22 protein-coding genes are annotated in these 22,894 nt (G+C 74.4%); 16 read left to right on the top strand and 6 right to left on the bottom strand.

Annotated elements, in window-relative coordinates; all coding sequences use genetic code 11:
- The first annotated feature begins 565 nt into the window (after positions 1 to 565).
- Both ACWGIS_RS29880 and ACWGIS_RS29875 read left to right on the top strand, forming a co-directional pair.
- Positions 566 to 1,144 carry a helix-turn-helix domain-containing protein gene (locus tag ACWGIS_RS29880; protein WP_453365579.1) on the top strand — a complete coding sequence of 193 codons (579 nt, stop codon included), beginning with the start codon at positions 566 to 568 and terminating at the stop codon, positions 1,142 to 1,144.
- A 51-nt stretch (positions 1,145 to 1,195) separates the two neighbouring features.
- A complete protein-coding gene (locus tag ACWGIS_RS29875; RefSeq protein ID WP_453365578.1) occupies positions 1,196 to 1,960 on the top strand; it encodes a helical backbone metal receptor in 765 nt (254 codons plus the stop codon).
- Here ACWGIS_RS29875 and ACWGIS_RS29870 read toward each other — a convergent pair.
- Positions 1,926 to 3,053 carry a TDT family transporter gene (locus ACWGIS_RS29870; protein ID WP_453365577.1) on the bottom strand — a complete coding sequence of 376 codons (1,128 nt, stop codon included), beginning with the start codon at positions 3,051 to 3,053 and terminating at the stop codon, positions 1,926 to 1,928. The two genes, ACWGIS_RS29875 and ACWGIS_RS29870, sit on opposite strands and share 35 nt — an antisense overlap.
- 92 nt (positions 3,054 to 3,145) lie before the next feature.
- Between ACWGIS_RS29870 and ACWGIS_RS29865 the strand changes: the two genes are divergently transcribed.
- Positions 3,146 to 4,090 (top strand): LysR family transcriptional regulator, encoded by a 945-nt coding sequence (locus ACWGIS_RS29865; RefSeq protein WP_453365584.1) that lies wholly within the window; start codon positions 3,146 to 3,148, stop codon positions 4,088 to 4,090.
- Between the two features lie 348 nt (positions 4,091 to 4,438).
- On the opposite strand, the gene ACWGIS_RS29860 is transcribed toward ACWGIS_RS29865, so the two are convergent.
- Both ACWGIS_RS29860 and ACWGIS_RS29855 read right to left on the bottom strand, forming a co-directional pair.
- Positions 4,439 to 5,122: a gamma-glutamyl-gamma-aminobutyrate hydrolase family protein gene (locus tag ACWGIS_RS29860; protein ID WP_453365576.1), complete on the bottom strand. Its 684-nt coding sequence runs from the start codon at positions 5,120 to 5,122 to the stop codon at positions 4,439 to 4,441.
- A gap of 135 nt (positions 5,123 to 5,257) precedes the next feature.
- The gene (locus ACWGIS_RS29855) at positions 5,258 to 6,004 is read right to left on the bottom strand and encodes a FadR/GntR family transcriptional regulator (RefSeq protein ID WP_453365575.1); all 747 of its coding nucleotides are present in this window, start codon (positions 6,002 to 6,004) and stop codon (positions 5,258 to 5,260) included.
- Positions 6,005 to 6,081: 77 nt separating this feature from the next.
- Between ACWGIS_RS29855 and ACWGIS_RS29850 the strand changes: the two genes are divergently transcribed.
- Genes ACWGIS_RS29850 through ACWGIS_RS29830 form a run of 5 tightly spaced genes read left to right on the top strand, consistent with a single transcriptional unit; the run spans position 6,082 to position 11,912 of the window.
- Positions 6,082 to 7,446 (top strand): glutamine synthetase family protein, encoded by a 1,365-nt coding sequence (locus tag ACWGIS_RS29850; RefSeq protein ID WP_453365574.1) that lies wholly within the window; start codon positions 6,082 to 6,084, stop codon positions 7,444 to 7,446.
- Between the two features lie 8 nt (positions 7,447 to 7,454).
- Entirely contained in the window at positions 7,455 to 8,867 is a 1,413-nt protein-coding gene (locus ACWGIS_RS29845; protein ID WP_453365573.1) for an aldehyde dehydrogenase family protein, read from the top strand.
- Complete coding sequence (locus ACWGIS_RS29840) at positions 8,864 to 9,655, top strand: 3-oxoacyl-ACP reductase (RefSeq protein WP_453365572.1); 792 nt, start codon at positions 8,864 to 8,866, stop codon at positions 9,653 to 9,655. The genes ACWGIS_RS29845 and ACWGIS_RS29840 overlap by 4 nt, the downstream gene beginning before the upstream one ends.
- 34 nt (positions 9,656 to 9,689) lie before the next feature.
- On the top strand, positions 9,690 to 10,952 hold the full coding sequence (locus ACWGIS_RS29835; RefSeq protein ID WP_453365571.1) for a haloacid dehalogenase-like hydrolase: 1,263 nt from the start codon (positions 9,690 to 9,692) through the stop codon (positions 10,950 to 10,952).
- 42 nt (positions 10,953 to 10,994) lie between these two features.
- Positions 10,995 to 11,912 carry a DUF2510 domain-containing protein gene (locus tag ACWGIS_RS29830; RefSeq protein ID WP_453365570.1) on the top strand — a complete coding sequence of 306 codons (918 nt, stop codon included), beginning with the start codon at positions 10,995 to 10,997 and terminating at the stop codon, positions 11,910 to 11,912.
- 170 nt (positions 11,913 to 12,082) lie between these two features.
- On the opposite strand, the gene ACWGIS_RS29825 is transcribed toward ACWGIS_RS29830, so the two are convergent.
- Complete coding sequence (locus ACWGIS_RS29825) at positions 12,083 to 13,285, bottom strand: amino acid deaminase/aldolase (protein WP_453365569.1); 1,203 nt, start codon at positions 13,283 to 13,285, stop codon at positions 12,083 to 12,085.
- Between the two features lie 849 nt (positions 13,286 to 14,134).
- Between ACWGIS_RS29825 and ACWGIS_RS29820 the strand changes: the two genes are divergently transcribed.
- Both ACWGIS_RS29820 and mycP read left to right on the top strand, forming a co-directional pair.
- Positions 14,135 to 15,115, top strand: a complete 981-nt coding sequence (locus ACWGIS_RS29820; RefSeq protein ID WP_453365568.1) for a hypothetical protein — start codon at positions 14,135 to 14,137, stop codon at positions 15,113 to 15,115.
- Positions 15,112 to 16,281, top strand: a complete 1,170-nt coding sequence (gene mycP / locus ACWGIS_RS29815; RefSeq protein WP_453365567.1) for a type VII secretion-associated serine protease mycosin — start codon at positions 15,112 to 15,114, stop codon at positions 16,279 to 16,281. Before ACWGIS_RS29820 ends, mycP begins: the two co-directional genes overlap by 4 nt.
- Positions 16,282 to 16,308: 27 nt before the next feature.
- On the opposite strand, the gene ACWGIS_RS29810 is transcribed toward mycP, so the two are convergent.
- On the bottom strand, positions 16,309 to 17,265 hold the full coding sequence (locus ACWGIS_RS29810; protein ID WP_453365566.1) for a serine hydrolase: 957 nt from the start codon (positions 17,263 to 17,265) through the stop codon (positions 16,309 to 16,311).
- 150 nt (positions 17,266 to 17,415) lie between these two features.
- On the opposite strand from ACWGIS_RS29810, the gene ACWGIS_RS29805 reads away from it, so the two are divergent.
- Positions 17,416 to 18,150 (top strand): SseB family protein, encoded by a 735-nt coding sequence (locus ACWGIS_RS29805; protein WP_453365565.1) that lies wholly within the window; start codon positions 17,416 to 17,418, stop codon positions 18,148 to 18,150.
- Between the two features lies 1 nt (position 18,151).
- Here the strand turns inward: ACWGIS_RS29805 and ACWGIS_RS29800 are convergent, their stop codons facing one another.
- Positions 18,152 to 18,508, bottom strand: coding sequence for a DUF1844 domain-containing protein (locus tag ACWGIS_RS29800; RefSeq protein WP_453365564.1), 357 nt, complete (start codon positions 18,506 to 18,508; stop codon positions 18,152 to 18,154).
- A gap of 411 nt (positions 18,509 to 18,919) precedes the next feature.
- Between ACWGIS_RS29800 and infC the strand changes: the two genes are divergently transcribed.
- The 5 genes from infC to ACWGIS_RS29775 all read left to right on the top strand — a co-directional run bounded on the left by infC (position 18,920) and on the right by ACWGIS_RS29775 (position 22,716).
- Complete coding sequence (gene infC / locus ACWGIS_RS29795) at positions 18,920 to 19,624, top strand: translation initiation factor IF-3 (RefSeq protein WP_453365583.1); 705 nt, start codon at positions 18,920 to 18,922, stop codon at positions 19,622 to 19,624.
- Positions 19,625 to 19,775: 151 nt separating this feature from the next.
- Positions 19,776 to 19,970 carry a 50S ribosomal protein L35 gene (gene rpmI, locus ACWGIS_RS29790; protein ID WP_003947156.1) on the top strand — a complete coding sequence of 65 codons (195 nt, stop codon included), beginning with the start codon at positions 19,776 to 19,778 and terminating at the stop codon, positions 19,968 to 19,970.
- Between the two features lie 96 nt (positions 19,971 to 20,066).
- Entirely contained in the window at positions 20,067 to 20,450 is a 384-nt protein-coding gene (gene rplT, locus ACWGIS_RS29785) for a 50S ribosomal protein L20 (RefSeq protein ID WP_030356289.1), read from the top strand.
- Positions 20,451 to 20,665: 215 nt separating this feature from the next.
- A complete protein-coding gene (locus tag ACWGIS_RS29780) occupies positions 20,666 to 21,523 on the top strand; it encodes a TrmH family RNA methyltransferase (protein ID WP_453365563.1) in 858 nt (285 codons plus the stop codon).
- 53 nt (positions 21,524 to 21,576) lie between these two features.
- Positions 21,577 to 22,716 (top strand): ATP-binding protein, encoded by a 1,140-nt coding sequence (locus ACWGIS_RS29775; protein WP_453365562.1) that lies wholly within the window; start codon positions 21,577 to 21,579, stop codon positions 22,714 to 22,716.
- Positions 22,717 to 22,894: the final 178 nt, after the last annotated feature.

Genomic DNA, 22,894 nt, shown 5'->3' with positions numbered 1-22,894 from the left:
GGCGAGACCCACCCCTCGTGGCGTTCCCGCGGGCGCCGGCGTCTCCACCGACGGAATCCGGACAACCCCACAGCGGTACGCGGCCGCCGCGCCCCGCAGCCCCGGGGGACCGGCGGCGGCACAGGTGGGGACTCCCGGCCGGGGCCCGGCGGCGCCGTCCTCGTCCTGATCGCGGGCCGGTGCCCCCGCGGCGACGTCGGCGGCCGGCGGACGGACGCCCGCGTTCCCGCCACCGGACGGACCGGCCGCCCGCCTCGCGCCACCCACGGCGGCAGCCGCGCCTCCGCCGGTCCCCCGGCGGGCCTGTCCACCGGCCCGGGGGGCCCGCCCGGAGCTGCTGCCCAGCGTTTTCGTCCTCCGGGAGGACGCGGCGCCGGACTGGTCCGGACAGCATGTCGATTGGCGCGAACCGTGACCCCGGCGGTCCTCCCGCATGACGGCGATGTGACGGCCGCGTGAAACGGTTTGCCGAACATGCGTAGGGTGCAGACAACTCATCAGAAGCAGCGCGGTGGGGAAGTGGCCGGAAGCGGTGGACCGACGAGCGAAGGAGGGAGCCGGAGCTATGGGCGACCACAAAGAACAGCCCTTGCGGGTGGGCGCGGCCGTCCGGCGGCGGCGCCGGGCACTGGAGCTCACCCTCGCCGTCGTGGCCGAGCGCAGCGGCCTGTCGGTGCCCTTCCTCAGCCAGGTCGAGAACGAGCGTGCCCGGCCCAGCAGGCGCAGCCTGGAGCGGGTCGCAGGCGCCCTGGACACCACCGCGGGTGAACTGCTCGCCGCGGCCGACCCGGCGTGCAGTGTCGACGTCGTGCGCTCCGACGGTGCCGAACTCACCCCCGAAGCCCATGTGCGCCCCCTGGTGCGCGGTCACCACCAGTTGCACGCCACGGAGTTCACCGGCGACCACGACGCGGGCCGCGAACTCCAGCACCGCAACGACCAGTTGATGTACGTCGCGGACGGCGCCGTGGAGGTCGAGGCGGAGGGGCGGGCGCACCGTCTCGGGCGCGGCGACACCCTGTACCTGACGGGCGGCGTGCGGCACCGGTGGCGGGCGACCGTGCCGGACACCCGGGTCGTCGTCGTCGCCGTCGCCGACCACATCGACGCGGTGGAGGACCGGCACGCCTTCGGCGGCCGCTGACCGGCCGGTCCCTTCGTCCGCCGTCCCGGAACCTGGTGAGGAGACACCGTCATGACCGGCTCACGGGGCGCGGCGACCCGCGTGGTGTCGCTCGTGCCCTCGCTGACGGAGGCCGTCGCCGAGTCGCTGCCCGGCGCCCTCGTCGGCGCCACCGACTGGTGCACGCACCCGGCGGGCCTCGACGTCGCCCGGATCGGGGGCACCAAGAACCCCGACGTCGACGCGGTCCGCCGGCTCGCCCCCGACCTGGTCGTCGCCAACGAGGAGGAGAACCGGGAAACCGACCTCGCCGCCCTGCGCGCCGCCGGCGTCGAGGTCCTGGTCACCGAGGTGCGCGACGTGCCCGGCGCCTTCCGTGAGCTGGACCGCGTGCTGCGGGCCTGCGGGGCGAAGGGACGTCCGCGATGGCTCGACGAGGCGGAGGCGGCGTGGGCGGGGCCGCCGGGGTCGCTCGCGTGGGAGGGCGGCCCGTCACGCCGTACGACCGCCGTCGTGCCGATCTGGCGGCGGCCCTGGATGGTGCTCGGCCGGGACACCTTCGCCGGGGACGTGCTGGCCCGGCTGGGCGTGGACCATCTGTACGCGGAGCACGCCGAGCGCTACCCGCGCGTTCCCCTGGAGGACCTCCGCGCGGCGGGCCCCGACCTCGTGGTGCTGCCCGACGAGCCCTACCGCTTCACGGCCGAGGACGGGCCCGAGGCGTTCGCGGGAACCCCCTGCGCGCTCGTCAGCGGGCGCCATCTCACCTGGTACGGGCCCTCGCTGGCCGAGGCCCCGCGGGTCATCGGCGCGGCGCTGCGAGCAGCTCGCCGCTGACCAGCCCGCGCCCCGTCCGGACGGCGGCCACCGCCCAGGCCCCCACGAGCAGCGCGAACAGGGCGACCGCCAGGGCGTCGAACGCGACGAGCCCGGTGCGCCGGGCGAGCCCCTCCGCGCCCGTGACGCACGTCCCCACCGGGAAGGTGAACGCCCACCAGGTCATGGTGAACCGCATGCCCCGGCGCCGCGCCCGCAGCACCAGCGCGCCGGCCAGGCACAGCCAGAGCAGGGCGAACCCCATGACCGGTACGCCGTACAGGACCGCGAGGACCCCGAGGCCCCGCTCGTACGGGACCGGGACGGCTCCGGGGGCGTACCGGGCGAACTTGTCGACGGCGGTCGTGGACTGGCCGAGCGGACCGAGGACCAGGAACAGGGCCGGGGTCAGGGCGAGCGGGAGCGGCCCGGCGGACAGCAGGCGGGCGAAGACCAGCGGGAGCATCAGCGCGGTGGCCAGCAGGCTCAGGCCGAACAGCGCGACGCAGGCGAACAGGAGGCTCTCCCGGGCCTGTCCGGGCGGCAGGTGGGGCACCAGGAGCGGGCCCGCGGCGGCGGACACCATCGGCGCGACGACGGGCAGCAGCCACACCGGCGTGACCGAGCCGGGAGCGGCCCGGTGCCGGGTCACCATGAGGTACGGCACCGCCACCGCCGCGGCCAGCCCGACGGCCGTACCGGCGGTGAACAGCACCGCGTCGAGGGCGAGCGCCGCGCCGGTGCCGATCCAGCTCTCGCCGACGACGAGCGCGCCCCCGCCGACGGCGACCAGGGCCATCGCGAGGCAGCCGTAGAAGGACGCCACGGCGGGGTCGAGGAGATGTGCGCGGGCCTGGTCGCGGTGGTGGACCCAGTGCAGGGTCCGGGCGCCGAGCAGGACGGCGAGCGCGAGCAGTGAGAGCGTCCAGACGCCCGCGCAGACGGTCCGCAGCCCGGGGACGTGCCCGGGGAGTCCCGCCCCCGCCGTGGCCACGATCGCCGTGCCCATCACGCACGCGTACCAGTTCGGCCCCAGGTGCCGGACGGCGACCGCCCGCGGGCGGCGGGACTCGGCGGCGGGGAGGAGCGAGAGGGGCTGGGCTGCGGTGACCATGGGTCCACGGTGCCGCCGGGGCCGGCCCCCCACCAGGGACTATGCGTCTATGAGGACATAAGCTGGGTTTATGGGCGAGGAGCGTGGGCGTGATGGGAATGGCTGAGGAACCGCAGCCGGCGGGCGGAGCGGCGCAGCCGGCCGGCCTCGCGCACCGGGTGCCCGACCTCGGCGCGCTGGAGCTGCTGCTGGCCGTGGCGCGGCTGGGGAGCCTCGGCCGGGCCGCTCGTGAGTTGGGCATCACGCAGCCGGCGGCGAGCAGCCGGATCCGTTCCATGGAGCGGCAGCTCGGCGTCGCCCTGGTGGACCGCTCGCCGCGCGGCTCGCGGCTGACCGACGCGGGGGTACTGGTCACCGACTGGGCGCGGCGGATCGTCGAGGCGGCGGAGGCGTTCGACGCGGGCGCGCAGGCGCTGCGGGGCCGCCGTGACTCGCGGCTGCGGGTGGCGGCGAGCATGACGATCGCCGAGTACCTGCTGCCGGGATGGCTGATCGCGCTGCGCGCCCAGCGCCCCGGCACGGCGGTGTCGCTGCTCGCGGGCAACTCGGCGGCGGTCGCCGAACGGCTGCTGGCCGACGAGGCCGATCTGGGTTTCGTGGAGGGGCTGTCTGCCCCGGCCGGGCTGGACTCGGTGGTCATCGCGCACGACGACCTGATCGTGGTGGTGGCGCCGAGCCATCCGTGGGCCCGGCGGCGGGCTCCGCTGGCGGCGTCGGAGCTGGCGGCCACGCCCCTCATCCTCCGGGAGAAGGGCTCGGGCACCCGGCAGGTCCTCGACGCGGCTCTCGGCGGGCTGGCCCTGCCGCTGCTCGAACTGTCCTCCACGACGGCGGTCAAGGCGGCGGCGGTGAGCGGCGCGGGTCCCGCGGTGCTGAGCGAACTCGCCCTCGGCGAGGAACTGTCCTCCCACCGCCTGGTCGGCATTCCGCTGGCCGACGTGCGGCTGCACCGCTCGCTCCGCGCGGTGTGGCCCACGGGTCACCGCCCGACGGGCCCGGCGAGGGATCTGCTGACCCTGACCCGGAGCCGCGCCTAGGAAGCCCGCGGGGCCGTGCGAGGGGGCCTTCGGAGTCGCGCCCAGTAAGTCCGCGCGGCCGTGCCCGGGGAGTCTTCGCATTCGCGGCCAGAGGGCCCGCGCCGTGCCTGCGAGACCTTGGCGAGCGGATGTGCCTGCGCGTCGCTCGGGACGAGGCGGCCCGGGCCGGGGCGAGGCTGCCCTGCCTCGATGGTGACGCCGGTTCCGCCGGGGCGGTGGATCACCGCCTCCGTGAAGAGCGGGGCGCCCGGCGCCGACGCGGCGCACCCGTACGTCGCCGCCGTACGGGCCGATGGCCGGACCCAAGGGGCTCGCGGCGGCCGGGCGAGCGGATGAGTCGGCCGTCGCTCAGGACGAGGCGGCCCGGACCAGGGCCCGCATGACGCGGGGGTCCTCGCCCATCTCGGGGTGCCACTGCACCCCGAGCGCCCAGGAAGCGCCGGGGCGTTCGACCGCCTCGATCGTCCCGTCGTCCGCGTGGGCCGAGGCGATCAGGCCCTCGCCGAGGCGTTCCACCGCCTGGTGGTGGTACGCCGGTACGGCGGCGGGCTCGGGTACGGCGTCCGCGTAGCGGGTCCCGGGCACGGGCCACACCTCGTGCTCCCCGAAGACGCCGACGTCCTTCACGTGCCCCTCCAGGTGCTGCACGAGGGTGCCGCCGAGGGCCACGTTCAGCAGCTGCATCCCCCGGCAGATCCCCAGCAGCGGGGTCCCGGACGCCAACGCGGCCTCGATCAGCGCGAGTTCCCAGGCGTCCCGGGCATGTGCGGGCGGCCCCGTGAGCGGGGAGCGCTCGGCGCCGTAGCGGGCGGGGTCGACGTCCGGTCCGCCCGCCACGACCACGCCGTCCAGGCGGGCGACGGTCTGGGCGGCGTACGCCGGATCGTCCGGCGGCAGCATGACGGCGAGTCCGCCGGCCTCCCGCACCAGCCGCGGATAGCCGTCCGGCAGCAGCACGGCGTCGAGCGTCCACACGCCCCACCGCACACCGGTCTCGTAGTACGTACTCACGCCGATCAGCGGTCTGCCCACGCTGCCCTCCTCGTGCCGTCGTGCGGCGGGGCCCTCCCGCGCGGAAGGGACGCCTGCTCCGGGATTCAATGGAGCACGTTCATACCTTTGCGGGACGGGCGGAGGGAAAGCAAGTCCTGGCGGGCCGCCGGCGGATCACGTCAGGAAGCCGCGCAGCAGGGCCGCCGTCCCCGCGCAGTGCTCGCGCGCGATCTCCCGGGCCGCGTCCGCGTCCCCGTCCAGCACCGCCTCGACCAGGGCGATGTGCTGGCGCTGCGAGTGCTCCAGGTTGCGCACCAGCAGGGGGATGCAGTCGAGCAGGTCGTTGAGGCTCGCGCGCACGGCCGCGTACCGGGCCGCGAGCGAGGGCGAACCGGACAGCTCGGCGAGCGTGAGGTGCAGCAGGGTGTCCAGCCGCCGGTACTCCGCCAGCGGGGCGTCGTGCGTGCCGGCCAGCGCCCCGCGCAGCCGCGCCGCCTGCTCCGCGGTGAGGCGGTGGGTGGCGCAGAGCCCGGCCGCGCCCACCTCCAGGACCTCCCGGAAGCGCAGCACGTCCTCGATGTCGACCGCCCGGCTGCGGCGCCGCAGCTCGTCCTCGCCGGCCGCGTCGGTGCGCGCCCGCACGAACGTGCCGCCGTACCGGCCGCGCCGGGACTCGACCAGCCCTTCGTCCTGGAGCACCTTCAGCACCTCGCGCAGCGTCACCCGGCTGATCCCCAGCCGCTCCGCCAGCTCCCGCTCGGCCGGCAGCCGCTCGCCGCCGGGCACCAGGCCGAGCCGGACGACCTGCAGGATCTGTTCCAGCGCCTCCTCGAAGCCGTTGCCCGCCCGCACCGGCCGCAGCACCGGCGTCAGCCGGTCCGCGAAACCGCCCGCGTCACCGCCGGGATCCGTCTGCGACATCCGGCCGTGCCCCCTTCCCAACCAATGGTTCCCCGCAATACCTTATGGCTTCCGGCTGACCGAAGGAGGCCCTTCCCGTGGCAGACCGCACACCCCCGCTCGGTGTCGAGGAGCTGCACGCCCTCGTCGCGGGCGGTGAGATCGACACGGTCGTCCTGGCCTTCCCCGACATGCAGGGGCGGCTCCAGGGCAAGCGGTTCGCCGCACGCTTCTTCCTCGACGAGGTCCTGGAGCACGGCACCGAGGGCTGCAACTACCTGCTCGCCGTCGACACCGAGATGAACACGGTCGAGGGCTACGACATGTCCTCCTGGGAGCGGGGCTACGGCGACTTCGCCATGCACCCGGACCGCACCACCCTGCGCCGGGTCCCCTGGAACGAGGGCACCGCCCTGCTCATCGCCGACCTGGCCTGGGACGACGGCTCCCCGGTGGTCGCGGCGCCCCGCCAGATCCTGCGCCGCCAGCTCGACCGGCTCGCCGGACTCGGCTACACCGCCCGGGTCGGCACGGAGCTGGAGTTCATCGTCTTCAAGGACACCTACGAGCAGGCGTGGGACGCGCACTACCGGGGACTGACACCCGCCAACCAGTACAACATCGACTACTCGGTCCTCGGCACCGGCCGGATCGAGCCCCTGCTGCGCCGCATCCGCAACGAGATGCAGGCCGCGGGCCTGACCGTCGAGTCCGCCAAGGGCGAGTGCAATCCCGGCCAGCACGAGATCGTCTTCCGGTACGACGAGGCGCTCGTCACCTGCGACCAGCACGCCGTCTACAAGACGGGGGCCAAGGAGATCGCCGCGCAGGAGGGCGTCTCGCTCACCTTCATGGCCAAGTACGACGAGCGCGAGGGCAACTCCTGCCACATCCACCTCTCGCTGGCCGACCAGGACGGCGCCAATGCCATGGCGGGCGACGGGCCCGGCGGGATGTCCCAGGTCATGCGGCACTTCCTCGCCGGCCAGCTCGCCGCGCTCCGCGACTTCTCGCTGCTGTACGCCCCGAACATCAACTCGTACAAGAGGTTCCAGCCCGGCTCCTTCGCGCCGACCGCCGTCGCCTGGGGCCACGACAACCGCACCTGCGCCCTGCGCGTGGTCGGCCACGGCCGCTCGATGCGCTTCGAGAACCGGCTGCCCGGCGGGGACGTCAACCCGCACCTGGCCGTCGCCGGACTCGTCGCGGCCGGCCTGTACGGCGTCGAGCACGAGCTGGAGCTGCCGGAGCCCTGCACGGGCAACGCGTACACGGCCGACTACGACCACGTCCCCACCACCCTGCGCGAGGCCGCCGAGCTCTGGGAGAACAGCCCCATCGCCCGCGCCGCCTTCGGTGACGAGGTGGTCGCGCACTACCGCAACATGGCGCGGGTCGAGCTGGACGCCTTCGACGCCGCGGTGACCGACTGGGAGCTGCGCCGCTCCTTCGAACGCATGTGAGGCCCTCCGTGTCCGACACGTCCGACCAGTACGCAGGCCACGACACCGGGGAGGGCGAGCTGAGGGTCCTGAACCCCGCCACCGCCGAGGTCGTCGCCACCGTCCCGGCCGCCACCGCCGAGGACGTCGACGCCGCCGTCGCGCGGGCCACCCGCGCCCAGGCCCGCTGGGCCGCCCTCGCGCCGGGCGAACGCGCCCGCCTGCTGCGCCGGTTCGCGGCGGTCGTCGACGGCCGTCTCGAAGAGCTGGCCCGGCTGGAGGTCCGCGAGGCCGGTCACGTCATCGGCAACGCCCGCTGGGAGGCGGGCAACGTCCGCGACCTCCTCGACTACGCGGCCGGGGGAGTGGAGCGGCTGATGGGCCGTCAGATCCCGGTCCCCGGCGGCCTGGACATCACCCTCCTCGAACCGCTCGGCGTCGTCGCGGTCATCGCGCCGTGGAACTTCCCGATGCCGATCGCCGCCTGGGGCACGGCCCCCGCGCTCGCCGCGGGCAACGCGGTCGTCCTCAAACCCGCCGAGACCACCCCCCTCACCGCCCTCCGGCTCGCCGAACTCGCCCTGGAAGCGGGCCTGCCCGAGCACCTCTTCCAGGTCCTCCCGGGGACGGGCCCGGTCGCGGGCAACGCCCTCGTCGAGCACCCGGGCGTCGCCAAGGTCGTCTTCACCGGGTCGACGGCCGTGGGCAGACAGGTGCTGGCGAAGGGAGCCGCCCACCTGAAGCGCGTCACCCTCGAACTCGGCGGCAAGAGCCCCAACATCGTCTTCGCCGACGCCGACATCGACGCCGCAGCGGCCGCCGCCCCCATGTCCTTCCTCGACAACTCCGGCCAGGACTGCTGCGCCCGCACCCGCATCCTCGTGCAGCGCCCCGCGTACGACCGCTTCCTCGAACTCCTCGCGCCCGCCGTCGAATCGGTGACCGTCGGCGACCCGGCCGACGAGCGGACCGCGATGGGCCCGCTGATCTCCCGGAGACAGCTGGACCGCGTGCGGTCCTACGTCCCCGCCGACGCCCCCGGCATCCGCGGCAAGGCGCCCGAGGGCCCCGGCTTCTGGTTCCCGCCGACCGTGCTCACCGGCGTGGCCCCGGACGCCCGGGTGGCCGTGGAGGAGGTCTTCGGGCCGGTCGCCGTCGTCCTCCCCTTCGAGGACGAGGCCGACGCGGTCCGCCTCGCCAACGCCACCGAGTACGGCCTGGCCGGCTCCGTCTGGACGCGGGACGTCGGACGGGCGCTGCGCGTCTCGCAGGCCGTCCGCGCCGGCAACCTGTCCGTCAACTCCCACTCCAGCGTCCGCTACTGGACTCCCTTCGGCGGTTTCAAGCAGTCGGGGATCGGCCGTGAACTCGGCCCCGACGCCCTCACCGCCTTCACCGAGACGAAGAACGTCTTCATCAGCACGGAGGGCCCCGCACAGTGACCGCATCGACTGACGCACCCGTCTGCCGCCGACTCGTCGGCCGTACCGCCGTCGTCACCGGTGCCGGCAGCGGCATCGGACTCGCCACCGCGCGCCGGCTCGCCTCCGAGGGCGCCCACGTCGTCTGCGGCGACGTCGACGAGACAAGCGGCAAGGCGGCCGCCGAGGAGACCGGCGGGATCTTCGTGAAGACCGACGTCACCGACCCCGACGAGGTGGAGGCGCTGTTCCGGGCCGCGTTCGACACCTACGGCTCGGTCGACATCGCGTTCAACAACGCGGGCATCTCCCCGCCCGACGACGACTCCATCCTGGACACCGGCCTGGAGGCGTGGAAGCGGGTCCAGGAGGTCAACCTCACCTCCGTCTACCTGTGCTGCAAGGCGGCCATCCCCTACATGCGCCGCCAGGGCAAGGGCTCCATCATCAACACGGCGTCCTTCGTGGCCCGGATGGGCGCGGCCACCTCGCAGATCTCCTACACCGCGTCCAAGGGCGGCGTCCTCGCCATGTCCCGTGAGCTGGGCGTGCAGTTCGCGCGCGACGGCATCCGGGTGAACGCCCTGTGCCCCGGCCCGGTCAACACCCCGCTGCTGCGCGAGCTGTTCGCCAAGGACCCGGAGCGGGCCGCGCGCCGGCTCGTGCACATCCCCGTCGGCCGCTTCGCCGAGGCCGACGAGATCGCCGCGGCGGTCGCGTTCCTCGCCAGTGACGACTCCTCGTTCGTGAACGCCACCGACTTCCTGGTCGACGGCGGCATCTCGGGCGCGTACGTCACGCCTCTCTGACCGGGCGGCCCGCCCCGTGTACGGTCCACATTCCATGCGATACCGACACGTTCTCGTGTGGACCACGGTCGCGGCCGCCGCGCTGGCGGCCGCGCCGGCCGCCGGCGCGGCACCGGCCGACCCGCGCCCGCCCTGCCCGCGGCTCTCCCGGCACCTGCCCTGGTACGGCGACAACCGCGCCCACCTCCAGCGGGTCGTCGACGAGCGGGGCAGCTGTGCCGGGCGGGGCGGCCACCCCGTCGCCGCCTTCGACTGGGACAACACCGTCACCAAGAACGACGTCACCGACGCCACCATCTCCTGGGCCCTGCGGCACGACAGGATCCTGCGCCCGAGGAGCTGGCGCGACACCAGCGCATGGCTCACCGGTGCAGCCGACAGCGCCCTCAGCGCGGCCTGCGGCACCGACGTGCCGGCGGGCGCGCCCCTGCCGACGTCCACGCGGCCCCGCTGCACCGACGAGATCGTGGAGATCCGCGAGACCGGCAGGACGATGAGCGGCGCCGCGGCCTTCGCCGGGCGGTGGGACCACCGGCGCACCGTGCCCCAGTACGCCTGGGTGCCCCAGCTGTTCGCCGGGCACACCGTCGCCGAACTCTCCTCGTACGCCCGCCGGGCGCGGGCCGAGGCGCTCGCCGCACCCGTCGGCGCGACCCGCACCCTGGGCACCCACACCGTCCCCGCGTACGTCCGCTACTACGACCAGCAGCGCGACCTGATCCGCACCCTGCGCCGGGCCGGGTTCGACGTCTACATCGTCTCGGCCGGCTCCGAACCCGTCACCGAGGTCTGGTCGCGCGGCGTCGGCGTCGACGCACGGCACACCATCGCCATCCGCTCCGTCCTCGACCGGCACGGCCGGATCACCACCTGGAACCAGGGCTGCGGCGACGTACCGGAGAACCGGGGCGAGGCCATCCCGTACATCGACGGCAAGCGCTGCTGGATCAACCAGGAGATCTACGGCGTCGAGGGCGCCGCGGCCTGGGAGCGCCAGGACCGGCGGCACCGCCCGGCGATCGCCGGCGGGGACGCCGACACCGACGTCACCTTCGTCGGCGACGCCACCGGCGCGCACCTCGTCCTCAACCGCAACAAGAGCGAGGTCATGTGCCGGGCGTACGACGACGCCGACGGGCGCTGGGTCGTCAACCCGATGTTCATCGACCCCCTTCCGCCGAAGCCGGACCCGTACCCGTGCTCCACGAGCGCGTACAACGAACCGGACGGCGCCCGGGGACCCGTCCCGCGGGAGGACGGCTCGGTCGTGCCCGACCAGGAGGACGCCGTCCACTGAGCCCCGTGTACCGGTGTCCGCGTCACGTCCTAGAGTGCCGGGATGAGCATGACGCCCCCGCCCGGCTGGTACCGCGACCCGTCCTATCCGCTCACCGAGCGCTGGTGGGACGGGACCGCGTGGACCGACCACCGGCGTCAGCCGGAGGCCCTCCCCGAGCCGCTCGCCCGGCCGGTGCCCGCCTCGGGGAGCGGTTCACGCCGGGCCGGAGTCGTCGCGCTCACCACCGCCGGAGCCGTCCTGGTCGCCTCGATCGTGACGGGCGCCGTGCTCCTCGGCCGGGACGACGACGGCGGCGGCACGCAGAGCAGGACCGCGCCGGGCAGCGCCTCGCCCACCTCCGTCCCCACCGGCACCTCGCCAAGCCCGTCCGCGAGCACCGCCGGTGACCCGACCGTCGTCGTGGACGAACTCAACGGCATCACGCTGCCGTTGGTCGACGGCTGGGTGAAGGCCGAGAACGTGTCCGAGGACGACGTCGTCATGACCACACCGGGCACCTACGAGTGTCCCGGCGACCCCGGTCTGTGCCGGCACGGCAGGGTCGTCTCACGCACGGTCACCGCCAACGACGAGAAATCACCCAAGGCGCTCGCGGAGAACGACATCGAGGACGCGGCGAACAGCGCCTACGACCGCGACCAGCTCGACAAGCGCCCGTACCGGGGCATCACGTCGCACGAGGTGGTGAAGGCAGGCTCGGTGGCCGTCGCGGGCCGGGCCGGGTACTTCGTGCGCTGGCGGGTCAGGACCGGGGTCGGGCCGGGCGGCTACGTGGAGTCGCTGGCCTTCCCCTCCAGCACCGGCTCCCAGTCGCCGGTCATCGTCCGCTTCGCCTTCGACGCCGGGGACGGGGGACCGCCCGTCTCCGACATGGACGAGATCACCAGGGGCATCCGGCCGGTCGGGGACGCGGACACCGGCGGGGGAGTGGGCAGCAGCATCGGGCCCGGCCGATAGCACCTCCGGGAGCGGGCCGGGTCGAGCCCGTCGACGGGGAGTTCGAACCGGTCGGGACTGCGCGGAGCCGAGCCTGACCCGGACCGGACGAACACCCCGCGCCAGGAACCGGGTTGGGGATCAGGCCAGGTCACGCCGGGCCAGGTGAGTTCAGGCCACGTCGGTCCGTGTCAGAGGAACGTCTGCCCTTCCCCGCGGTACGTCGGGACGGCCGCCGTCACGGAGTCGCCCTCCACCAGGTGCAACTCCTCGAACCGCTCGCACAGTTCGCCCGCCTTGGCGTGCCGGAACCACACCTTGTCGCCGATGAGCAGATCGTCCGCGGGCGAGCCCAGCAGCGGCGTCTGCACCTCGCCGGGCCCCTCCTGGGGGTCGTACCGCAGCCCCTCGGGCAGGTACGGCACCGGCAGCCGGTCGGCCCCGGGGGCGCCCGACGCCGGGTAGCCGCCGCCCAGCACCGTGACGACCCCGACACCCGGCCTGCGGACCACCGGCTGCGCGAACAGGGCAGCCGGACGCCCGCTGAACGACGTGTAGTTGTCGAAGAGACGCGGCACGTACAGTCCCGACCCCGCCGCGATCTCGGTCACCGCGTCCTCGGCCGCGGTGTGCTGCACGCTGCCCGTGCCGCCGCCGTTGACGAACTCCAGGCCGGGCGCGACGGCCCGCACCGCGCGCACCACGTCGGCGCGCCGCTCCGCGAGTTCCCTGCGGGCGGCGGTCTGCATGAGCCGGATGGCGCGCGACCGCACCGGCCGCCCGGCGAGCGAGTCGCCGACACCGGCGATGTGCCCCTCGTACGCCATGATCCCCACGAGCTCGAAACCGGGCCGCCGGACCACCGCGCGGGCCAGCTCGGCGACCTGGGCGGCCGAATACAGCGGCGAGCGGCGCGCCCCGACCCGGACCCGGCCGCCGAGCAGCTTGAACGAGGTGTCCAACTCCAGGCAGACCCGGACGACTTCGGTGCCGCCCTGCCGTGCGGCGTCGATCAGGTCGAGCTGAGCGATGTCGTCGATCATGACGGTGACGGCCGCCGCGAGCTTCGGGTCGGCCGCCAGCTCGGCGTAGCCCGTCCGGTCCGCCGAGGGGTAGGCGAGCAGGACGTCGTCGAAGCCGGAGCACGCGAGCCACAGGGACTCGGCCAGCGTGAACGACATGATGCCCGCGAAGCCGTCCCGCGCCAGGACCCGTTCCAGCAGGGCCCGGCAGCGCACGGACTTGCTGGCCACGCGGATCGGCTTGCCCCCCGCCCGGCGGACGAGGTCGTCGGCGTTCGCGTCGAAAGCCCCCAGGTCCACGATCGCGACGGGGGCGTCGAGGTGAGCGGTGGCCCGGTCGTAGCGGGCCCGGTCTGCGGCGCGGACGGTCATGAACGAAGCCTGCCAGACAGGATTACCGCAGGGTAGGGGGACGTTCCGGGCAGATGCCCCGGGCCTGCGGACTGGTTCCCTCCGGGCCCGCGTCAACCCGTAGAGTGACGCGCACGCAGGGAGGAACGGCCTTGCCCGGGCCGGTCGCGGCCGGGGTGACGGTGCGTCCGCACGGGTATGCCTGACCGTGCCGGACGAGCTCCTCCCGGCACGTGTGAAGCGACCCGCACGATCTCCGACGCGGGCCGAGGGCCCGGGACGAGGATCGGGGGGTGCATGAGCACGGAAGCGCGCCGCGCGTCCATTCCCCCGCGCCCGCCGTCGCCGCCCCGCCCGCCGTCGCCCCCCGGCGAGGACTTCACCGCGGACGACACCCCGGTGCCGCCGCCCGGCCCGGACTCCGCGTCCGCCGTCCCGCCGGTGCCCTCCTCCCGCCCCGGTACCCCGCTCCGTCCCGGCACGGCGGCGGCCCCGCCCCCGCCTCCCTACCGGCCCCGCACCCCGGCGCCCGCCCCGGTCGGGACCGCCGAGCCGGGCCGCCGGCCCGCGCCCGCCCCGGGAGACCCGTCCCGGCCCGGCGGGCGCCCGGCGCCCGCCCCCGGGTTCCCGCCCCCGCCGGGACAGGCGCCGACGAACCCCGCCGCGAGGCCGTCCGCGGGAGATACCGCCGCCCGGCGGCCCGCCTCCGCCGACGGGCCGCGGACGCCGCGGAGCCGTCCGGAGGCCGCGGCGGCCGGCACCCCGACGACGCCGGCCACGACCCCGCCCCCGCCGCCGGCCTCGGCACGCTTCCCCGACGCACCCCCCGCGGGCGCCGCCGGGACGGACCACCGCCTCCGCCGGAACGGCATGCCCACGCCCCCCGCCGCACCGCCCCGGCGTACCGCCGTACCCGAGGACGCCCCCGGCGAGACCACCCGGCGGCTGCGCCCCCTGCGCGACCACGATCCCCGCGACGGCGCGGCGCCGTCCGCGGCCGTTCCCGCCGCCCGCCGCCCGGACCCCTCGCAGGGGCGTCCCCACGTGTCGTTCGGGGAGCCCGAGACGTACGACGACACCGCGCGCCGGCAGCGGCGGACCCGCCCCCGGGTCCTCACGGCCGCCGCCTGCGCCGTCCTCGGGCTCGGGCTCATCGGCGGTGCCGCGACCGGGAGCTGGCTCACCGGCGACAGCGCGGCGGAAGCCGGATCGCCGGGCGCGTTCGCGGCCGCCGGGAACCTCTGGCACGGCATCCCCGTCGACGGGCTCTTCCCGCCCGTGGTGAAGGGCGACGGCGCGGGACCCGGCGGCGCCGACCGCACGTGGACCCGGATAGCCGTCGCCCCGGACAGCGGCTGCCAGGACGCCTTCGACCCGCTGCTGCGCAAGGCACTCGCCCCCGTCGGCTGCCTGCGGCTCCTGCGCGCCACCTACACGGACGCCACCCGCAGCCACCTCACCACCGTCGGGCTGCTGTTCACGAAGGCCGACGCCGCGGGCATGACCTCCCTGAAGAACCGGTTCCAGCGGGAGCGCCTGGACCGGCGCGCCGACCTGATGCCCCGCCCGTACGCCGCGAAGGGCACCGCGGCCCAGGGCTTCGGCGACCGGCAGCGCGCCTCCTGGACGGTGTCGGTCCTCACCGACGCCCCCGTCGTCGTCTACGCGGTCTCCGGATTCGCCGACGGCCGCACCGTCGCCACCCCGCAGCCCGCGCCCGACGCCACCGCGTCCGGAGCCACCACGGCCCCCGCCCAGGCCGGCCTCGGCCACGAGGCGCAGGGCCTCGCCGACCGCGTCGAGCGCGGCCTGCGCAAGAAGGTCACCACGGTCACCAGGAGGCCGTCGTGAACCGCGCCTCCGGCCGCCTCCTCACCGTGCTCCTCGCCGGCTCGCTGGCGCTGCTGCCGTCCACCGGCGCCCACGCCGACGGCATACGGGCCCAGCAGTGGGCCCTCGACGCCCTGCACACCGAGCAGGCCTGGCGCACGACGAAGGGCGCCGGGATCACCGTCGCCGTCCTCGACACCGGCGTCGACGCCCAGCACCCGGACCTGGCGGGCAACGTGCTCACCGGCAAGGACATGGTCGGGTTCGGCGCCCGCCGCGGCGACCGGTCCTGGGCCCGGCACGGCACCGCCATGGCCGGCATCATCGCCGGCCACGGACACGGCGCGGGCAACGGCGACGGGGTCATGGGCATCGCCCCCGAGGCGAAGATCCTCCCCGTGCGCGTCATCCTCGAAGACGGCGACTCCGCCCGCGGCAAGGCCCGCAACACCCGCGGCAACGCCCTCGCCGAGGGCATCCGCTGGGCCGCCGACCACGGCGCCGACGTCATCAACCTCTCCCTCGGCGACGACTCCAAGTCCGCCCATCCCGAGCCCGCCGAGGACGAGGCGGTGCAGCACGCCCTGAAGAAGGGCGCCGTGGTGGTGGCCTCGGCCGGCAACGGCGGCGAGAAGGGCGACCACATCTCGTATCCGGCCGCGTACCCCGGTGTCATCGCGGCCACCGCCGTCGACCGGGCCGGCACCCGCGCCCCGTTCTCCACCCGCCGCTGGTACGCCACCGTCAGCGCCCCGGGCGTCGACGTCGTGATCGCGGACCCCGACGACCGGTACTACGAGGGCTGGGGCACCAGCGCCGCCTCCGCGTTCGTCTCCGGAGCCGCCGCGCTGGTCAAGGCCGCCCACCCGGGGCTCGCACCCGCCCAGGTCAAGCAGCTCCTGGAGGACACCGCCCGCAACGCGCCCGACGGCGGCCGCGACGACTCCCGCGGGTTCGGCTTCGTCGATCCCGCCGCCGCCATCGAGGCGGGCGGCCGGCTGGAACCGGAGGGACTGCGCTCGGCGGCGTACGGCCGGCGGTACTTCGGCCCGGGTCCCGACGCGGCCGGGGAAGGCGACTCCTCCGGCTGGGCGGGGCCGCTCGCCGGCGGCCTCGGCGCGGTGCTGCTCGCCGCCGCGGTCGTCCTGTGGCGCGGCCGCAGGAACAGCCACGGGTACGACTCCTAGCTTCCGTCCGCCCGCACGGGGGACGCGCTATCCGCCGGTCCGCCGGAACGCCGAGACCGCCGCCTTCGCCGCCGCCTCGACCAGCGAAACGCCCCTCTCCTTCGTGGTGTTGCCGTCCGACAGCACCGCCACCAGGTAATCGTGCCCGTCGGCCGTGACCCGCCCGATGCTGTTGATGTCCCACCGGCCCGTCGAACTCCGCGGCAGCCAGCCGTTCTTGAGCGCCCAGTCCGACCCGGAGGCCGGGGAGGCGGCCGCCGAGACACCCCAGTCCTGGCCGGCGGCCGTCGAGCCCATCAGCTCCCGGAGATACGTCCGCGAGGCGTCGCTCAGTTCCGAGTCGTCCCCGAACACCTGCCGGAGCAGCACGAGTTGGTCGGCCGCCGTGGTCCGGGTCAGCCCCCACAGCCCACCGTCCCCGGCCTTCGTCCCGGTCAGCCCGAGGCGCTCGTTCGCCGCGTCCAGCCCGGCCGCCCCGCCGATCGCGCCCCACAGTGCCGTCGCGGACGCGTTGTCGCTGTGCTCGATCATCGCGGCGGCGTACGTCCGCTCCGCCGCGGTCAGCCGGCGCCCGGCGTCCTGAGCCCGGAGCAGCAGGGCCGCCAGGATGTCCACCTTGACGATGCTGGCCGTGTCGAAGGTGCCGTCCCGGTACGCCGCGCTCTCACCCGACTCCAGGTCCAGCACGGCCAACGACACGTCGGCGCCGTCCTCGACGCCCACCCGCCGCATGGCCGCCGCCAGCAGCGCGTCCCGGTCCGCGGAGGGCTCCGCCACAGGTGCCACCGACGCCTCCTCACCGGCCGCCCGCGACGCCGGGGTCGCCGCCGAGGACGATACGGCGCCGGTGCCCGCGTGCGCGCCGCCCCTCATGAAGACGGTCCCCGCCCCGGTGACACCCACCACCACGGCGGCGGCCACCACGGCGTACGGCAGGACGCGCCGGGGCGCACGGGCACGGCGGCGGGAGCGGGGAGACCTCATGCCCGCGATGCTGGCCGTGCGGACTGTGCGTACCGTCAGCGGGACGTTAGATGTGTGTCAGGGAATCCTGAGAAACCCGTGAGCGGTGTGAACACCGCGTTACCAGGGCCGCGGAAGCGCGGCGCCGTCCCACCGATAGGGTCGGTGACCGTGGCGAACAAGAACATTCCCGACTCCGGCTTCCCCGACGACGACGGCTCCGCCGACCCCCGGCTCGCCGCGGCACTCGCGGCCTGGGCGGAGGACCGCGGCGCGGAGTCCCCGGTCCTGGAGGCACTCAAGGGCGCCCGGCTGCTGGTGCCCGTCGTCGCCGTCCTCGGCGAGGTGGAGGAGGACGAGAACGGCCTGCGCCACGAGAAGACCAGCGACATGGCGGTGCCGACCCTGAAGGCCGGGAACCGCACGGCCCTGCCCGCGTTCACCTCCACCGAGTCCCTCGCCCGCTGGGACCCGCAGGCCCGCCCCGTCGCCGTACCGCTGCACCAGGCCCTGCGGGCCGCGGCGCACGAGAAGGCCGACACGCTGCTGCTGGACCTGGCCGGGCCGGTGCCCTACGAGCTGACCGGCCCCGCGCTGCTCGCGCTCGCCGAGGGGCGGACCAGCACGGACCCCCTGCGCGACCCGGCCGTCGCCGAGGCCGTACGGACGGCGCTCGCGGCCGAGCCCGCCGTGCTCCGCGCCCACCTCGGCCCGGGCCGGGCGGACGGCACCCTGGCCCTGGTCCTCGATCCGTCCGCGGCGCCCGCCGAGGCCGCCCGTGCGATCGCCGAGCGGCTGGCGGGCGACGAGACACTGAGGGCCCGCCTGGTGCGCGGCCTCGACCTGGCACTGCTGCCGGCCGGGGCGACGCCGCCGGGCGAGCCCCTGTACGTACGAGAGGTGTGAGTCAGCCGTAGACGGGGCCCGTGTACTTCTCGCCCGGGCCCTGTCCCGGCTCGTCCGGGACGAAGGACGCCTCGCGGAACGCCAGCTGGAGCGACTTCAGGCCGTCCCGCAGCGGCGCGGCGTGGAAGGAGCTGATCTCGGTGGTGCTCGCGTCGAGCAGGCCGGCCAGCGCGTGCACCAGCTTGCGGGCCTCGTCCAAGTCCTTGTGCTCGTCGCCCTCCTCCGTCAGACCGAGCTTCACGGCGGCGGCGCTCATCAGGTTGACGGCGACCGTCACGATCACCTCGACCGCGGGGACCTCGGCGATGTCGCGGGCCATGGTGTCGAAGTCGGGGTTCTGGGGAGGGGTGTCACTCATGGCCCCCACGATAGGTCCACGGCGGCCCGGTCCCGTACTCAGCCCCGTCCCGCCCGTCCGGCCGCCCGCCGGGGCCGCGGCGGACGGCCCGGTCCGCCTCGGTTAGCCGTGCCCGGCCGAAGCTGCTAACCTTGTGTAACGACCGGTCGGACACCTATGTGCTCCGGCCCACAAGTGGAGGCTCCGATCTCCCACCCGACTGTCCTCCGGGACGGCGGGTCACCCGGTCAGGCGGTCCCCATCGTTCCGTACGGACGATGGAGTCGCCCGAAGTGCGCCCCGCGGTAGACCGCGGCGGTGCTCCGGTAGCCGTTGGAGCCCCGCCTGTGTCCCGTCAGGGGCATTTTTCATGCCCCGCGGCGGTTGGTCGAAGTGTCATCAGAGACATACGCGGCTGTCCGCCAGACCGCCGTGTGGTGCTACCGAGGAGGATCCATCAGCGCCGAGCCCCGCATCAACGACCGGATTCGCGTTCCCGAAGTGCGACTTGTCGGTCCTAGCGGCGAGCAGGTCGGGATTGTTCCGCTTGCCAAGGCCCTTGAGCTTGCTCAGGAGTACGACCTCGACCTGGTCGAGGTGGCGGCGACAGCTCGCCCGCCCGTCTGCAAGCTCATGGACTACGGGAAGTTCAAGTACGAGTCGGCCATGAAGGCCCGTGAGGCGCGCAAGAACCAGGCGCACACGGTCATCAAGGAGATGAAGCTCCGGCCGAAGATCGACCCGCACGACTATGACACGAAGAAGGGTCACGTCGTCCGGTTCCTCAAGCAGGGCGACAAGGTCAAGATCACGATCATGTTCCGTGGTCGCGAGCAGTCCCGGCCGGAGCTCGGCTACCGACTGCTGCAGCGTCTCGCTTCGGACGTCGAGGACCTCGGGTTCGTCGAGTCGAGCCCGAAGCAGGACGGCCGGAACATGATCATGGTTCTCGGTCCGCACAAGAAGAAGACCGAGGCGATGGCCGAGGCCCGTGAGGCCCAGGCGGCTCGCAAGGCGGAAGCGAAGGCCAACCCGGGCAAGTCGCAGAACGCCGCGGAGAGCGACGTCGAGGGTGAGGACATCACCACCGGCGCCGAGACCGCCGAGGCACCGGCCGAGGCGTCCGCCGAGGCCTGATCCCGGGGCGACGGCCCCGGAGCCCCCAGGACGACAGTCCGGGAGCCCCGGGAACGCGGTCCAGGGATGCCAACCCATACACATGACGTTCCTGTGTGCCCGGTTTCACGACCGGGCACCGGAGCGCCACTGACGAGGAGAGAACGGCGCTATGCCGAAGAACAAGTCGCACAGCGGTGCCAGCAAGCGCTTCAAGATCACCGGCTCCGGCAAGGTGCTCCGCGAGCGTGCCGGCAAGCGCCACCTGCTCGAGCACAAGTCGTCGCGCCTGACGCGCCGCCTCACCGGCAACGCCGAGATGGCCCCGGGCGACGCCAAGAAGATCAAGAAGCTTCTCGGCAAGTGACGCGGCGGCGCCCACGCGCCGTACGTCTGGACCGGGACCCCATCTATTCCGGGCCGTGTGACCACCTCCACGGCCCCGCTACAAGGAGTTAAACAAGTGGCACGCGTCAAGCGGGCAGTCAACGCCCACAAGAAGCGCCGGGCGATCCTCGAAGCGGCCTCCGGCTACCGCGGTCAGCGTTCGCGCCTGTACCGCAAGGCCAAGGAGCAGGTCACCCACTCGCTGGTCTACAACTACAACGACCGCAAGAAGCGCAAGGGCGACTTCCGTCAGCTGTGGATCCAGCGCATCAACGCCGCTGCCCGCGCCAACGGCATCACCTACAACCGCTTCATCCAGGGTCTGAAGGCCGCCAACATCGAGGTGGACCGCAAGATCCTCGCGGAGCTGGCCGTCAACGACGCCAACGCGTTCGCCGCGCTCGTCGAGGTCGCCCAGAAGGCGCTCCCCTCGGACGTCAACGCGCCGAAGGCCGCCTGACGCTCGACGCCGGCTCGAACCGGTAGTGCATCGGACCCGCAGGCCGTCACGGCCTGCGGGTCCGCCTGCGTCCGGGGGCCCCGCGCCCCGGGCACACCGGCCCCGCCCCGCCCGCGGCCGGGACTGCGTACCCGCCGTCCCGGGCAGGCGTACCCGCCGTGCCGGTGAGACTCCGCCACCCTCCCTGTCGTGTCGTGAACCCCGAAGGTGAACCCATGCCCGCCGCCCCCGAGTCGATCTCCCCGCGCTCGCCGCGTGTGTCCGCCGCCCGGCGGCTGGCCCGGCGGAACTTCCGGGGCAAGGACCGGCTGTTCCTCGCCGAGGGACCGCAGGCCGTGCGCGAGGCGGCCGCGCACCGGGCCGGCGGCGACGCCACGCTCGTGGAGCTCTTCGCCACCGTCGAGGCGGCCGAGCGGTACGCCGACATCGTCGGCGACGCCCGGGCCGCGGGCGCCCGGGTGCACCTCGCCGACGAGGACGTGATCGCGGACATCTCCACCACCGTCACCCCGCAGGGGCTCGTCGGCGTCTGCCGGTTCCTGGACACCCCCTTCGAGGACATCCTCGCGGCCCGGCCGAAGCTCGTCGCCGTCCTGGCGCACGTCCGCGACCCGGGGAACGCCGGAACCGTACTGCGGTGCGCGGACGCGGCGGGCGCCGAGGCCGTCGTGCTCACCGACGCCTCTGTCGACCTCTACAACCCCAAGGCCGTACGGGCGTCGGTCGGCTCGCTGTTCCACCTGCCCGTCGCCGTGGGCGTGCCCGTGGAGCGGGCCGTCCAAGGACTCAAGGACGCCGGGGTGCGCATCCTCGCCGCCGACGGGGCGGGGCAGGACGACCTCGACGACGAACTGGACAAGGGCACCATGGGCGGGCCCACCGCCTGGGTCTTCGGCAACGAGGCGTGGGGGCTCCCGGAGGAGACCCGCGCGCTGACGGACGCCGTCGTGCGCGTCCCCATCCACGGAAAGGCGGAGAGTCTGAACCTCGCGACCGCCGCCGCCGTATGTCTGTACGCGTCCGCCCGTGCACAGCGCGCCTCCGGAGGGTGCCGCTCCGTCACCGGGGGCTAGTAGGGTGACGGGCTCGGGGGCCCTCTGCGCCAGACGAGAGGTGGGGTACGGGGATGGGTGTCGGCACGCGGGGGGCACGGGACGTGCGGGGCACGCCCGCGGCCCGGCGCGGTGATCCCGCCGAACTCGGAGCCGGGCCGGACATCGGTCCGGACGACCTGCCGGACGGACTCGTCGTCGCCGACGAGCACGGCCGCGTGATCTGCTTCAACGCCGCGGCCGCCCGGATCACCGCGGTGCCCGCCGCCGAGGCCCTCGGACGCCGCCTGGAGCGGGCCCTGCCGCTGGAGGACCTCGAAGGCCGCCGCTGGTGGCAGCTCACCGACCCGTACGGCGGCCTGGCGATCCGGGTCGGCCAGCCCGAACGGAACCTGCTGCTGCCCGGCGGCCGCGAGGTGCTCGTCTCCGCCCGCTACGTGCGCACCCGGCCCACCGGTCCCGTCCGCCGCGTGATCGTCTCCCTGCGCGACACCGAGGCCCGCCGCCGCACCGAGCGCAGCCACGCCGAGCTGATCGCCACCGTCGCCCACGAGCTGCGCTCCCCCCTCACCTCCGTCAAGGGGTTCACGGCGACCCTGCTCGCGAAGTGGGAGCGCTTCACCGACGACCAGAAGAAGCTGATGCTGGAGACCGTCGACGCCGACGCGGACCGCGTCACCCGGCTCATCGCCGAGCTGCTCGACATCTCCCGCATCGACTCCGGACGCCTCGAAGTGCGCCGCCAGCCCGTCGACATCGGCGCCGCCGTGGGCCGCCACATCCAGGCGTACGTGGCCGCCGGCCAGCCCGCCGACCGCTTCCTGCTGCGCATCGAGCATCCGCTGCCCGCGCTGTGGGCCGACCCCGACAAGGTCGACCAGGTCCTCAGCAACCTGCTGGAAAATGCCGTGCGCCACGGCGAGGGAACCGTCACCATCGACGTCACGCCCTCGGCGTCCCCGCGCGAAGGGGAGGACGCCGGTACGTCGGTCACCGTGAGCGACGAGGGCACCGGCATCCCGGAGGAGTCCATGAACCGCGTCTTCACCCGCTTCTGGCGGGGCAGCAAGCGCGGCGGCACCGGGCTCGGGCTCTACATCGTCAAGGGCATCGTCGAGGCCCACGGCGGCACCATCACGGTCGGCCGCGCCCCCGGCGGCGGCGCCGAGTTCCGATTTACGTTGCCCGTGGGCACCCCGGCGTACCTCCTGTAGCGCCGAGAGGGCCCCACGGGCGCCGTCGTACCGAGCCCGCCCGGACGCCCAGTCGGGGAGAGGCTCCCACCCCCGTTAGACTCGGCCTTTGGCACCTTTGCGTCCCCGTTTCAGGGACGATGCGTCCCCCGAGTCGGGACGGGGACCATCCGCCAGCCAACCGGAAGCACGGGAAGAG

This window comes from Streptomyces sp. NPDC054842, from assembly GCF_053611025.1.
The sequence above is the reverse complement of the archived record's forward strand: the minus strand, read 5'-3'. Positions and strand labels throughout refer to the sequence as shown.